Source organism: Sphingobium salicis subsp. salicis (assembly GCF_049472635.1).
Classification (GTDB): domain Bacteria; phylum Pseudomonadota; class Alphaproteobacteria; order Sphingomonadales; family Sphingomonadaceae; genus Sphingobium; species Sphingobium yanoikuyae_A.
The window spans coordinates 2,920,018-2,932,976 of record NZ_JAYRCS010000001.1 but is presented as its reverse complement, the minus strand read 5'-3'; the positions used below and the strand labels follow the sequence as shown (position 1 = coordinate 2,932,976).

At 65.8% G+C, this 12,959-nt stretch carries 13 protein-coding genes; 4 read left to right on the top strand and 9 right to left on the bottom strand.

Features of this window, described 5'->3' with window-relative positions:
* Positions 1 to 72: 72 nt before the first annotated feature.
* The 3 genes from VHN57_RS14275 to VHN57_RS14265 all read right to left on the bottom strand — a co-directional run bounded on the left by VHN57_RS14275 (position 73) and on the right by VHN57_RS14265 (position 3,185).
* A complete protein-coding gene (locus tag VHN57_RS14275; RefSeq protein WP_423284251.1) occupies positions 73 to 1,149 on the bottom strand; it encodes a CFI-box-CTERM domain-containing protein in 1,077 nt (358 codons plus the stop codon).
* A 160-nt stretch (positions 1,150 to 1,309) separates the two neighbouring features.
* Positions 1,310 to 1,756 (bottom strand): NfeD family protein, encoded by a 447-nt coding sequence (locus VHN57_RS14270; RefSeq protein ID WP_423284249.1) that lies wholly within the window; start codon positions 1,754 to 1,756, stop codon positions 1,310 to 1,312.
* Between the two features lie 457 nt (positions 1,757 to 2,213).
* Positions 2,214 to 3,185 (bottom strand): SPFH domain-containing protein, encoded by a 972-nt coding sequence (locus VHN57_RS14265; RefSeq protein WP_169860132.1) that lies wholly within the window; start codon positions 3,183 to 3,185, stop codon positions 2,214 to 2,216.
* Positions 3,186 to 3,262: 77 nt separating this feature from the next.
* Here VHN57_RS14265 and VHN57_RS14260 point away from each other — a divergent pair, with 77 nt between their 5' ends.
* Entirely contained in the window at positions 3,263 to 4,078 is an 816-nt protein-coding gene (locus VHN57_RS14260) for an HpcH/HpaI aldolase/citrate lyase family protein (protein WP_278984975.1), read from the top strand.
* 15 nt (positions 4,079 to 4,093) lie between these two features.
* Positions 4,094 to 5,029, top strand: coding sequence for a lactate/malate family dehydrogenase (locus VHN57_RS14255; RefSeq protein ID WP_010335543.1), 936 nt, complete (start codon positions 4,094 to 4,096; stop codon positions 5,027 to 5,029).
* A 13-nt stretch (positions 5,030 to 5,042) separates the two neighbouring features.
* On the opposite strand, the gene VHN57_RS14250 is transcribed toward VHN57_RS14255, so the two are convergent.
* Positions 5,043 to 5,996 carry a quinoprotein relay system zinc metallohydrolase 1 gene (locus VHN57_RS14250; RefSeq protein WP_278984947.1) on the bottom strand — a complete coding sequence of 318 codons (954 nt, stop codon included), beginning with the start codon at positions 5,994 to 5,996 and terminating at the stop codon, positions 5,043 to 5,045.
* Positions 5,993 to 6,817: a quinoprotein dehydrogenase-associated SoxYZ-like carrier gene (locus VHN57_RS14245; RefSeq protein WP_278984949.1), complete on the bottom strand. Its 825-nt coding sequence runs from the start codon at positions 6,815 to 6,817 to the stop codon at positions 5,993 to 5,995. The genes VHN57_RS14250 and VHN57_RS14245 overlap by 4 nt, the downstream gene beginning before the upstream one ends.
* Positions 6,818 to 6,901: 84 nt before the next feature.
* Between VHN57_RS14245 and VHN57_RS14240 the strand changes: the two genes are divergently transcribed.
* Together VHN57_RS14240 and VHN57_RS14235 are read left to right on the top strand one after the other, a co-directional pair.
* The gene (locus VHN57_RS14240) at positions 6,902 to 7,453 is read left to right on the top strand and encodes a rhodanese-like domain-containing protein (protein ID WP_278984951.1); all 552 of its coding nucleotides are present in this window, start codon (positions 6,902 to 6,904) and stop codon (positions 7,451 to 7,453) included.
* 88 nt (positions 7,454 to 7,541) lie between these two features.
* Positions 7,542 to 7,985 carry a pseudoazurin gene (locus tag VHN57_RS14235; protein WP_017501382.1) on the top strand — a complete coding sequence of 148 codons (444 nt, stop codon included), beginning with the start codon at positions 7,542 to 7,544 and terminating at the stop codon, positions 7,983 to 7,985.
* A gap of 63 nt (positions 7,986 to 8,048) precedes the next feature.
* Here the strand turns inward: VHN57_RS14235 and VHN57_RS14230 are convergent, their stop codons facing one another.
* From VHN57_RS14230 to VHN57_RS14215, 4 genes are read right to left on the bottom strand one after another with little or no spacing between them, the layout of a single operon-like run.
* Positions 8,049 to 10,553: an FtsX-like permease family protein gene (locus VHN57_RS14230; RefSeq protein ID WP_278984954.1), complete on the bottom strand. Its 2,505-nt coding sequence runs from the start codon at positions 10,551 to 10,553 to the stop codon at positions 8,049 to 8,051.
* Between the two features lie 24 nt (positions 10,554 to 10,577).
* Positions 10,578 to 11,270, bottom strand: a complete 693-nt coding sequence (locus VHN57_RS14225; RefSeq protein WP_004208064.1) for an ABC transporter ATP-binding protein — start codon at positions 11,268 to 11,270, stop codon at positions 10,578 to 10,580.
* Positions 11,271 to 11,281: 11 nt separating this feature from the next.
* Complete coding sequence (locus VHN57_RS14220) at positions 11,282 to 12,598, bottom strand: efflux RND transporter periplasmic adaptor subunit (RefSeq protein WP_037512776.1); 1,317 nt, start codon at positions 12,596 to 12,598, stop codon at positions 11,282 to 11,284.
* A gap of 52 nt (positions 12,599 to 12,650) precedes the next feature.
* The gene (locus VHN57_RS14215) at positions 12,651 to 12,851 is read right to left on the bottom strand and encodes a hypothetical protein (protein WP_004208062.1); all 201 of its coding nucleotides are present in this window, start codon (positions 12,849 to 12,851) and stop codon (positions 12,651 to 12,653) included.
* Positions 12,852 to 12,959: the final 108 nt, after the last annotated feature.

Below are 12,959 nucleotides of genomic sequence, written 5' to 3'. Positions count from 1 at the left end.
CAGATTGCGGAGGCGCGGCAAGGAGACTGCTCGCACACTCTCCTTGCCGTCCAGTTGCCACAATGACAACGGTCACCCCCGTGGCAGCCTCCTTGCAGCAGCCCGAATTGCTGGTTGGACGATAAACCTGCGCGACGCCTGACGAAGAATTTCACTTTGGTCGATCAGGAAAGCCAAGGACGGGCCAATGCGGTAATAGACGGCAATAAAAATTCGACCGAGCACGCGCTTTCGAAGCCACTCGTCTCGGAAAAGCCTGAGATAAACCACATCCGGATGATTGAAGTCACCCATGGTAGCGGTGACGATGAAACAGGCATCTTTCTCTTTCTTCACCACACTCGGCAGGCTGTAACTTGTGTCGCTTTCACGGATAGAGGCCGCTGCTTGGTCCATCATCTCCCGCAAAGATTTCTCATACTCGGGGGTAATAGAATGGACACATGGCCAATTGTTGTTGAGCCGGTCGCGGTAGCTGTAACCCTCGATATTATCTTTACAGAGGTGAATGATATTATCCAGCGTGATGCGATGATGCTGAGACCATTTGCTAGCATCGTTCAACACATCCAGTAGTTGGGCAACCTGATTCAGGTATTGTGGCCAAGTATTGTCGAGCGAGACAAACTCAATCATGTGATTGCGCGCAATCCCATAGAGCGCAACGACCACTGCATTTACCTGACTTAGAACCTCTTCTGTCACGCCCACTTTTTGATCGGCAGGAGCATTAGCAACAGCATGCTGAAAGGAAATCAGGGCTTCTTTTAGGCGAATGTTTGCCAAGGTGGATTGCCAAGCAGCCGCCTTACCCTTGCCGATCCATGCCTCCGAATTTGTTGGATCGATCTCCAATACACGATTGAAATATCCGAGCGCCTCCGAGTTATTGCCCCCAATTTCTGCGGTCTTCGCCATGCCTAACAACGTTGCGGCGCTGACAGCATCCCCATCAGAACCCTTTGCTTTTCCAGTTGGTGCTATACCCAACTGCTGTCCGCATTCGGTGCAAAAACGCGCTGTATCACTGACCTGAGCCCCACAATTCCCACAATGCACTAACTCGCCCCCCTTGCCGCCAAATTTCCGATCATGGTTTGTGGCAGCCGTCCCGGCCTCCTGCAACTTTGAATGCTGGTCACTGATCATTTCCGGCGACAGCAATAGTACGAATGCTAAGTTGTGGTCGCGTATTGATCGAACTCTGGTCGCCGCGATCAGTTGCCTACACCTGAGCAAGCGGCGACTTTCGGAAACTCGGAAATTGGCTTTTTACGCTTCCGCAAAGGGTGCTAGCCAGTTATATGCATTAAATTCCCTCCACCCACAGCACCGCGCCTTCCGCACCTGTCACGCGCACCCGCGCGCCCGCTTCGCTGTCCGGGCCGCGGGCGGTCCAGACGCTGTCGCCGACCTTGACCCGGCCTTCGCCGTCGCGGATCGGCTCTACCACGGTCACCAGTTCGCCGATCAGGCGGGCGGTGCGGTCGTTGAGATTGGGGTCGGTCGAGGGCACCGGATTGTCCACATACCAGCGCCGCCCGGCCCAGACCGAAATGACCGAGAGCGCGGCGAAGATCAGGAGCTGGAGCGGGATGCCGATCGGCAGCGCCAGCGCGGCGAGGCCGGTGATGGCGGCGGCGATCGCGATCCAGATCAGGAAGACGCCGGGGATCAGCACCTCCGCAATGGCCAGCAGCGCGGCGAAGACCAGCCAGGCCCAATGATCCTGGAGCATGCTGAGCCAGTCGTTCATGGGGTGGTCCTGTGGTTGGTGGGGTGGGGTGTTTTTGCGTCATCCCCGCGGAGGCGGGGATCCATCTCATGCGATCTCGGGCTTGAACCAAGGTGGGGAGATGTCGAAGAGAGGCGCGGGCCTCTCTTCGACCCGCTTTCGCGGGAATGATGGGGGTGGGTGGGGCCAAACACGCCTCGTTCGGGCTGAGTTGGTCGACGCCCTTTGCCTTTAGAAGAAAGGCGCCCCCTTCGACTGCGCTCAGGGGAGGCTTCGACTTCGCTCAGCCCGAACGGTGTTTGGGGCGGGCGTTGGGCTGTGGGCTTCTCGACTTCGCTCGAAGCGAACGGATGTGGTGGGCGGTTCGGGGCGGTGGGGGTGTTTCGGGTGTGCGGGATGGGTGCGTAGCGCGCGGTGGCTTGGCTGCCATGGTCTGACAGAGCGGACCGGTTGCGCAGGGGCGCCATCGCTCTCGCCCTCAGCCCTGGGTCTGGCCGAACGGGCCCCGGCGCGGCGCGGCGGGGGGCGCTGGCGGGGTGGGGGTGTCGGCCAGCGCTTCCTTGGCGAGCTGGCCGATGCCGCCGAGCGTGCCGATGAGCTGGGTCGCCTCGACCGGGAAGAGGATGGTCTTGGCATTGGGCGAGGTGGCGAACTGCTGCACCGCGTCGGTATATTTCTGGGCGATGAAGTAATTGAGCGCCTGCGGATTGCCAGCCGCGATCGCGTCCGACACCATCTGGGTCGCCTTGGCTTCGGCTTCCGCCTCGCGCTCGCGCGCCTCTGCATCGCGGAAGGCGGCTTCGCGGCGGCCTTCGGCTTCCAGGATCTGCGACTGTTTCTGGCCCTCGGCGCGCAGGATCTCGCTGCTTTTCAGGCCCTCCGCCTCCAGGATGTTGGCGCGCTTCTCGCGCTCCGCCTTCATCTGCCGGCCCATGGCGTTGACGATGTCGGCGGGCGGGCGGATGTCCTTGAGCTCCACGCGGGTGATCTTGATGCCCCAGGCGTTGGTGGCATGATCGACCACCGAGAGGAGGCGGGCGTTGATCTCGTCGCGCTTCGACAGGGTTTCGTCGAGGTCCATCGAGCCCATCACGGTGCGCAAATTGGTGGTGGCGAGCTGCATGATGGCGACATAGAGTTCGGACACTTCATAGGCGGCCTTGGCGGCGTCGAGCACCTGGAAGAAGACCACGCCGTCGACCGACACCATGGCATTGTCCTTGGTGATGATCTCCTGCCCCGGAATGTCGACGACCTGCTCCATCATGTTGATCTTGCGACCGACGGCGTAGAAGAAGGCGGGGTAGAAATTGAGGCCGGGCTTCGCCACCTCGGTAAAGCGGCCGAAACGCTCGATGGTATATTGATAGCCCTGCCGCACCACCTTGACGCTGACCGCCAGGTAGAAGAGCACCAGAAATGTGACCGTGAGTGCGAAGGTCGTCACCATATGTCCTCCCCAATGTGGGAGCGCACTATGGCGGCTATTCGTTAACGGGAAAAGGCAAAGTGATGGAGAGACATAAGATGCAGTTGCGCCACGCCCGATCCCTGCTGTTCCTGCCCGCGTCCAATCCGCGCGCGGTGGCCAAGGCGCGCACGCTGGCGTGCGACATGGTGATCCTGGACCTGGAGGATGCGGTGCCCGACGCGGACAAGGCGGCGGCGCTGGACGCGGCGGTGGAGGCCGTGGGCGAGGGCTTTGGCGGGCGGCTGATGGCAGTGCGGATCAATGTCGAGGGGATGCCGTCGCATGGGCCGGAGATGGTGGCATTGAAGCGCACCGCGGCCGATTATGTGGTGCTGCCCAAGGTCGAGAATGCCAAGCAGGTGAAGGATGTCTATTCCGTCGCGCAGAAGCCGGTGATCGCGATGATCGAGAGCGCGAAGGGCGTGCTGGCGGCGCCGGGAATCGCGGCGGGCGAGGGCTGCGCGGCGCTGTTCGTGGGCACCAATGATTTGCGCAAGGATCTGAGCATTCCGCCGTCGGCCGGGCGGGCGGGGCTGGCCCATGTGCTGCAGAGCGTGGTGCTGGCGGCGCGGGCGGCGGGCATCGCGGTGTTCGACGGGGTGTTCAACCGGCTGGACGACGAGGCGGGGCTGGAGGCGGAATGCGCCGAGGGCCATGGCTTCGGCTTTGACGGCAAGACGCTGATTCATCCTGGACAGGTGCCGGTGGCGAACCAGGCGTTCGGCCCGGACGCGCAGGCGGTGGCGGATGCGCGCCGGCTGATCGAGGCGGCGACCGGCGGGGCCGAGCGCTTCGAGGGGCGGATGATCGAGGCGATGCATGTCGAGGAGGCGCGGGCGCTGGTGGCGCGGGCGGAGGCGGTCGGGCAATAGCGAAAGGCAAGGCGCATGGCGGTACGGTTCGACAAGGTTGCGATCATCGGGACCGGCCATGTCGGCGCCACGGCCGCCTATGCGATGATGCTGCGCGGGCTGTTCACGCAGATCCTGCTGATCGATGCGGACGGGCCGCGCGCGCAGGCCGAGGCGCTGGACATTGCCGACGCCAATGCGCTGGCGCGGCCGGCCCATGTCCTGCGCGGCGACTATCGGGATGCGGGCGACGCGGCGATCGTGGTCATCACCGCGGGCGCGACCACCCATGGCGAGGAAAGCCGGCTGTCGGTCGCCGGACGCAGCGCCGCGATCGTGGCGGACTGTGCGCGGCGGGTGGTGGAAGCGGGCTTTGGCGGGGTGATGATCGTCGCGTCCAACCCGGTCGATGCGATGGCGCAGGTGGCGCAGCGCGCGTCGGGGCTGCCGGTGGGGCAGGTGATCGGCACCGGGACGCTGCTCGACAGTGCGCGCTTTCGCCGGCGGCTGGCCGACCGGCTGGGGGTGGCGCCGGTGTCGGTCGAGGGACAGGTGCTGGGCGAGCATGGCGACAGCGAGGTGGCGGTCTTTTCGGGCGTGCGGATCGGCGGGGTGACGCTGGACCAGTTTCGCGGCGGCGCGGTGCTGGACCGGGCGGAACTGGCGCATGAGACGATGCGGGCGGGCTATGCGATCAACTATGGCAAGGGTCATACGAGCTATGGCGTGGCGACGGCGATCGTGCGGCTGTGCGAGGCGGTGCGGCGCGACGAGCAGGTGGTGCTGCCGGTGTCGACCCTGGCCCATGGCGAATGCGGCGTGGCGGGCGTCTATCTGAGCCTGCCCTGCGTGATCGGGGCGCTGGGGGTGAGCCGAGTGCTGGCGCCGGACCTGGATGCGGAGGAGCGGGCGGCGCTGCGGGCGTCGGCAGCGGTGTTGCAGGGCATCATGGACGGGCTGGAATCCCATTGAAAATCGCCGGCGATCATCCTTCCGGCAGGTCCACCCTGGGCAGAAGTTCCGCCTCCAGCGCGGGATAGAGGTGCGCGACGCTGCGTTGCAGTTCGTAGCGGGCGGCGGCCATGGTGGCGAAGCGATCGGGGATGGGGAGGGTGCCGGCCTCCACCATGTCGAGGCCGGATTGCACGGCGGTGCGCAGCGTCGCATCGAGCCAGTCGAGCCAGTCGCGGGTCTGGGCGATGGCGCGGGTGCCGGCGGGATCGAAGGGGCCATGGCCGGGGATCGCCGCCTTGTGCGGCAGCTTTGCGAGCGCATCCAGGCTTTCGCGCCAGCGGGCGAGGTTCGCGGTCGGGGTGCTGGGCGCGCGGTCGAGAAAGAGCAGGTCGCCGGCGATCAGCGTGCCGGTGCGTTCGTCCAACAAGGCGAGATCGGCATTGCTGTGGCCGGCGAGCGGCAGCAGTTGCAGGCGGCGGCCGCCGAAATCCTCTGTCGGCTGGTCGATCCGCCGCCCCGGCAGGGCGAGGTCGGTGCCGCGCATCCAGTCGCCCAGCAGGCGATAGAGCGCATCGGAAAAGCCGCGCCCGTCCCGTTCCATGTCGGCGATGGTGCCGGGCAGGGCGGCGACGATGGCGGGATCGAAGGCGGTGATGCCCATGCCATGGTCGGGATGGAGATGGGTGACATAGACCCGCACGACCGGCTGGCCGGTCAATGTCTCCGCCACTTTCCTGAGCATGTGGCCATAGCGGATCGACGGGCCGGCATCGACCAGCAATGTGCCGGCCGGGGTGGCGATGATCGCGATATTGGCGATCGCGCCGCCATTGGTGAACAGCATCGGTTCGTCGGCACCATGGATCATCCACAGGCCATCGGCGACCGGCTGCGGATCGATGCGATAATCGTCCGGTGCGGCCCCGGTCAGCAGCGGGAGGGCGCCGCTCATGCCGGCCAGCGCCTGTCGGCGGCTGAGCATCATCGGCCGGTCGCGCCGGTGGCGGCGGGCAGGGGGGACTGGCGGGCGACCGTCACCTTGGCGAGATAGGCGCGGCCATTGGTGTCGCGCGCGGCGATGGAGAGCGTGTCGCCGGGATGGGCGCGGGGCATCAGGGTGATGGCGGGGTCTTCGGCGACGGCGGCCCATATCTCCATCTCGCCGAGCAGTCGGCCGTCAGGGCCGGTCACGCGCATCTGTTCGATATGATAGGTCGGGATATTGGCGACGAAGCCGGTGTCCATCGGATGGCGGAAGGTGACGCGCAGCCGGCTGGCGCCGTCGGCCATTGGCCAGGCTTCGCCCCGCATTTCGCCCAGATGCTGGGCCCAGTCGCCCTTTACCCGGCTGACCGGCGGAGCCGAACAGCCGCCGCCCGCCGCATCGACCCAGCCGCCGCTGACCAGCCATTGGCCGTCCGCCAGTTGCACCGCGCCGCGCACCGGGGTGCGCTGGTCGAGCTTGATGCGGGTGGCGACATAAGGTTCGGCGCCGTCGGGCCGATAATCGATGGCGATCGGGATGGGATTGAGATCGGCCAGGATCAGCATGCGCCTGACCGGACCGAGGCCGCGCGCGTCGAGCGCGACCGGGAAGCTGCGCTGATTTTCCGCGATTTCGGGATAGCTAACCTTCACGCGCGGATCGAAGCGGACCGGATCGTCGCCGAAGATGGTCTGCGCATGGGCGGTCCACATGGGCGAGTGCAGCGGATCGGTGGGATAGGGCGCGCGGGCAGGCGCGATGCCGCCGCTTGCCAGCAGGCAGGACATGGCCATGGCTGTCAGGGTCTTGCGCCTGTTCATCCTCTTCTCCCAAAGTCCATGCCTAGCGCGGGGAAAAACCGGCTACCATTGCACCTTGGGTCGTGGAGCGTGGAAGGGATGGGGATGCGGGCGAGGATCGGGCTGATGGCGGTGCTGCTGCTGGTGCCGGGCGTGACGCAGGCGCGGGCGCAGGAGGCTGGCCTGTTCGACGCAGAGGGGTATCGCATTACCCATTATCGCAGCCCGGTGCATCGCCCGCCCGAGGGGGTGGGCAGGATCGCGCCGGCCGCGATCGCCGGGCTGCGGCCGGATGTCGACATGATCCTGATCGATGTGCTGCCGGCCGAGGGCGGCCATCGCGCGGCGGACGGACGCTGGCAACTGGCGCAGCCGCATGAGAGCATCCCCGGCGCCCACTGGTTTCCCGAAAGCGGGCGGGGTGCGCCGATGCCGGATATCGCCGACTGGTTCGCGCGCGGGGTTGCGCGGCTGACCGGGGGGAAGCGCGACCGGATGATCGTCACCTTCTGCCGCGCGGATTGCTGGATGGGCTGGAATGCGGCGCGACGGCTGCGGGTGATGGGCTATCGCAATATCTGGTGGCTGGCCGAGGGGACGGACGGCTGGCGCGATCTGGGCCATGACCTGGAGCCCGTCCAACCCGCGCGCCGATAGGACCAAAGGTCAATTGTCTGGCCCCCGTTTCTGGGCATGTTGCACGCTAACGGGGTAGTTCAAACCATTGATTTTCGGGAGAGAGTAAATGCTTCATCGTTCGGCGCTGGCGATCATCGGCGGCCTGGCCATGGCCAGTGCGATGCCGGCCGCGGCCAAGGACATCACCGTCCATATGAAGAACAAGGGCGCCGATGGCGCGATGGTGTTCGAGCCGTCCTTCGTGAAGGCGGCGCCGGGCGACGTGATCCATTTCCAGCCGACCGATCCCAGCCATAATGCCGAGACCATCTCCACCATGCTGCCGGCAGGCGCGACCCCGATGAAGGGGGCGATGAACAAGGAAGCGGTGCTGACCGTCAGCAAGCCGGGCCTCTATGGCATCAAGTGCATGCCCCATTATTCGATGGGCATGGTGGCGCTGGTGCAGGTGGGCAAGCCGACGGCGGCCGATGTGACGGCGGCCAAGGCGGTCAAGCTGCCGCCCTTCGCCGCCAAGCGGATGAATGCGGCGCTGGCCCAGGTGAAATAAGCGCGGGCCAGTCCCGCAAGCAGGCAGGCCGGTCATCCACCAGGATGGCCGGCCTGTTTTCTGTCATTCGTAGCGCAGCGCGTGGATCGGATTGGTGCGCGCGACGCGGAAGCTGTGCGCGCCGATCGTGAGGATCGCGATCAGCAGCGCCAGCCCGCCTGCCAGCAGGAAGGGCAGGGGCGTCAGCGCGATGCGGGAGTCGAAGCCGTTGAGCCAGTCGCGCATCACCCACCAGGCGACCGGCCAGGCGATCAGGTTGGCAATCAGCACCGGGCGGGTGAACTGCCAGACCAGCAGTTGCACGATCTTCCCCGTGCTGGCGCCCAGCACCTTGCGGATGCCGATTTCCTTGGTCCGGCGCTGCGCGGTGAAGGCGGACAGGCCGAACAGGCCGAGGCAGCCGACGATCACCGCCAGCAGGGCGAAGGCGGCGAAGGCCTGGGCCCGTGCTTCCTCGGCATGATAGACTTCGCGCACGATATCGTCGCTGAAGCGCGCGCTGAAGGGCACTTCGGGAGCGAGGCGCTTCCACACGCCTTCGATCCGCGCCAGCGCCGTCGCCGGATTGCCATGATAGCGGATCAGCATTTCGTTATGATTGTCGCGATCGAAGAGGAAGAAGATCGGGTCCATCGGATCGCGGATCGAGCGGAAGCGCGAATCCTGGACGACGCCGATGATGGTGATGGGCACGCTGCCGCCAAATTCGTCGCGCACCAGGCCGCCGCGGACCTGCTTGCCGATCGCGTCCTGCGGTGAGGCAAAGCCCAAGCGCTTGACCGCCAGTTCGTTGACCACCGTATTGGCGCCGCGCGCGGCAAAGGCGCGCTCGGCCTCCGGAACCTCCGGGAAGGGACGGGTGATGTCGTCGATCGGCCGGTTGATGTCGAAGCTCCGCCCGGCAAGCAGCTTGATGCCCATCGTGTCGAAGAATTTGGTGTCGACCTGATAGATGCCCATGCTGATCGGCTCTTCGCGGCCGGGCACGAGGATACCGCTATTGGTGTTGTTGGTGGTGCTGATGCCGATATTGGTGCGGCCGACCGAGGTCACGCCGTCGACCTTCTCGATTTCCCGCACCATCGTGTCGAGCACCGGGTCGAGCTGGCGGCGGCTGATGCCCGAAATCTGGATCAGCCCCTCGCGCTTGTAGCCGGGATCGGAATTGCGGGCGTAGAGGGTCTGGGCATAGACCACCGCCGTGCAGATGATGAGGCCGATCGACACGGCGAACTGGGCGACGACCAGTGCGCTGCGCAGCCGGCCCGATCCTTCCGCATCGGCCGCCGACTTGTTGGCCTTGAGCACGCGGGCGGGCTGGAAGCGGGACAGGTAGAAGGCGGGATAGGCGCCGCCGGCCACGCCGACCAGCAGCACCAGGCCGATGATCGGCAGGATGAGGCCGCCGCTGCCGAAATAATGGAGGCTGAGGTCCGCGTCGAGGAAGCGGCTGACCAGCGGCAGCAGCAATTCGGTCAGCGCCAGCGCGACCAGCATCGCCACCGCCGAGACCAGGATGGATTCGCCGATGAATTGCAGCACCAGCTGGCGGCGATTGGCGCCCAGCACCTTGCGCAGCGCAACTTCCCGCGCGCGCTGGCTGGCGCGGGCGGTGGCGAGATTGACGAAATTGACGCAGGCCATGCCCAGGATGAGCAGCGCGACGATGGCGAAGGTGATGATCGAGCCGCGATCATTGCCCGGCGTCATCGACCCGTTCTGGGCGCGGCCGAGATGGACGTCGCGAACATTGACCAAGGCGAAGTTCATGTCGTCGCCCTGGTTGAAGCGACGGCCGCCGAAAAACTGGTCGGGGATGTTGCGCTTTTCCCATTGCGGCAGCTGGGCATTGATCGCCTTGACGTCGGCGCCGGGCTTCAGCCGGACATAGATCCAGCCCGACTGCCAGCCATATTGGCTGAGGAAATCGGGCGTCTGCGCCCAGTAGCTGGGCGGATCATAGCGGGCGAGCATGGTGAGCTTGAGGTGCGAAGCCTTGGGCAGATCCTTGAGCACGCCATTGACGCGATAGTCGGTCGAGATGCCGCGCGAGATGAGCGTCAGCGTCTGGCCCATCGGGTCTTCGCTGCCGAAACGGCGCTTGGCCTCGCTGTCGGTCAGCACCATGTCGCCGGGCTTTGCGAGCGCGGTACGCGGATCGCCCTTCATCAGCGGCAGGTCGAGCACGTCGAACACCGGGCCGTCGACGAATTTCATGTCGTCGACTTCGGTCGCGACGCCGTTGCGCAGAACGACCGGCCCCGCCGACAGCAGATGGACGGCCGCCGCGATCTGCGGAAAATCCTTCCGCAGCGCCGCCTGCGCGACATAGGGCGCCATCTGGAGATTGTTTTCGCGGCCGCCATGCGGGTCGGTATAATAGGTCTGGAACTGGAAGGTCCGGTCCGCCTGCGGCATCCAGGCGTCGAAGGTCAGTTCATTGCGGACGAACAGCAGGATGATGAGGCAGGCCGCCATGCCGGTCGCCAGCCCCAATATGTTGATCGCCGCATAGGTGCGGCTCTTGAGCAGCGACCGCAGGCCGACCGTCAGATAATTGCGCCACATGGGAAGTCTCTCCGTCTTGGGCTATCAGGCGGCGCGGCGCCGTTCCTGGAGGATGCGGCCGTCCAGCATGTGGACGACGCGGCTGGCATAATCGGCATGGGCGGGCGAATGGGTGACCATGACGATGGTCGATCCTTCGGCGTTGAGCGTCTGGAGCATCTTCATCACCTCCTCGCCATGGCTGGTGTCGAGATTGCCGGTCGGTTCGTCGGCCAGGATCAGGCGCGGTTCGGATACCAGCGCGCGGGCGACGGCGACGCGCTGCTGCTGGCCGCCCGACAGCTGGCTGGGCCGGTGGCGGGCGCGATGGGCGATGCCGACCCGGTCCATCACCGCCTCGACCTTCGCCTTGCGCTCGGCGGCGGGCATGGCGTGATAGAGCAGGGCGAGTTCGATATTCTCGGCCACGCTCAGCTCGTCGATCAGGTTGAAGCTCTGGAAGATGAAGCCCAGATGCGTCTTGCGGATGCCCGCCAGCCTGGGTTCGGGCAGGCCCGCAATCTCGGTGTCGCCAAAGCGGTAGGAACCGCTCGACGGGCTGTCGAGCATGCCGATCATGTTCAGCAGGGTCGACTTGCCGCAGCCCGACGGGCCCATAATCGCGACAAATTCGCCCTGGAAGATGTCGAGGTCGATCGCGTCAAGCGCGGTGGTTTCGACCATGTCGGTGCGATAGACGCGGCTGAGTTCACGCAGGCTGAGCAACGCTTGGGTCATGTCTTTGCCTTTCACTTCTTCTCGAGGACCAGCCGATCCTTGTCGGCAAACCCGGTATAGGGGGATGTGAGCACCTGCTCGCCGGGCTCCAGCCCGTCGAGAATCTCGATATAGTCGGCGTTGCGCCGGCCCAGGCGCACGGCGCGCTTCACCGCCTCGCCGCCGTCGGGCGTCACCACGAACACCCAGGCACCGCCGGTGTCATTGTAGAAGCTGCCATTGGGGATCAGGCGCGCGCGCACCGGATCGCCCAGGGTCAGCTTGGCCTGGAGTGTCTGGCCGCGCTGGATCTGGGGCGGTTCGCCGTCGAGGAACTGCAGGTCGATCTCGAACTGGCCGTTGCGCACGGTCGGATAGATTTTCGCGACCTTCATCCGGTAGCTCTTGCCGTTCCAGTCGACCGTCGCGGTCTGGCCGAGCTGGACGCGGGGCAGATAGAATTCGTCGATCCCGGCGACCAGCTTGTTGCGGCCGGGGCTGTCGATCTGGCCCAGCCGCTCGCCGCGCGCCATCGACTGGCCGACCTGGATCGAGAAGGCTGAGACGGTGCCGGCGACCGGCGCGCGCAGGTTGAGCGCCTCCAGGCTGGCGCGGGCGACGCCGAGGCTGGACTGGAGGGTTTCGGCCGAGGCGCGCAGCTGGGCGAGCTGGCTGGTCTGGAGCCGCTCGTCGGTCTGCTGGGTGCGGGCGAGGACGGCCCGGCGATCGCGCTGATAGCTGAGATCGTCGCGCGTGTCGGCAAAGGTCCGGCCGGCGACGAAGCCGCGCGCGGCCAGCGGCGCTTCCCGCTCATATTGGCGCTGTGCCTTCTTGAGGTCGAGATCGGCCTCCAGCATGGCGCGGTTGTTGGTGAGCCGGTTCTGCGACAGCGCCAGTTCCTGGCTGCGCATGGAATTGAGCTGCTGCGTCACTTCGGTCTGGCGGGCGAGGACGGACAGTTGCAGTTCGGCGTTGGACAGGCGGGCGAGCAACTGGCCCTTCTGGACGGTGGCGCCATCCTCGACCAGCACCTCTTCGACCCGGCCGCCCTCGATCGCGTCGAGATAGACGGTGATGAGCGGGGTGACGCGGGCGCGCAGCGGCAGGAAATCGTCGAACCGGCCCTGGCTGACGGTGGAGACGACGATGCGGTCGGCCGGCAGGGTCTGGCTGTTGCTGCTGGGCATATAATACCAGGCGGTGCCGAGCAGCGCGATCACGCCAGCGGCGCCCAGTGCGACCTTGGCGCGCAGCGGCAGGGTCTTGCGCGCCACCACCCGGTCCATCGCGCCGCCACTGGTGGGCGCGGCGGCCCGTGGCGTTTCGCTCGGCATGCTGACGACACTCATGCGTGGCGGCTCCACTGTCCGATTTCGAACATTGCTTGTCCGATAGCGAACATCAGGCGAGGAAGGGCTTGCAGCCGGTGCCGGCGCGGGCGGGGCAGCGGAGATGCCCGGCCTCGGCCGCCATCTGGCGCGGTGCTTCGCAGCCGAACGGCCGGGAAGCGGCCTGCGGCGCGGCCATCACCAGAAGGGTGGCGGCGATGCCGAGCAGGATCGAAAGCGGTTTTGACAGCGAGGAGCCGGGCCGGCGATACATTGTCAGTCTCCATCTGGACTTGGGGCACATGCCCTTTGCCCGATGCTTCGCAAGCGGCGTGCCAGTTGCCTTTTTGCGGGCGCGTGCGGGACGGAATCCGGGCCGTGA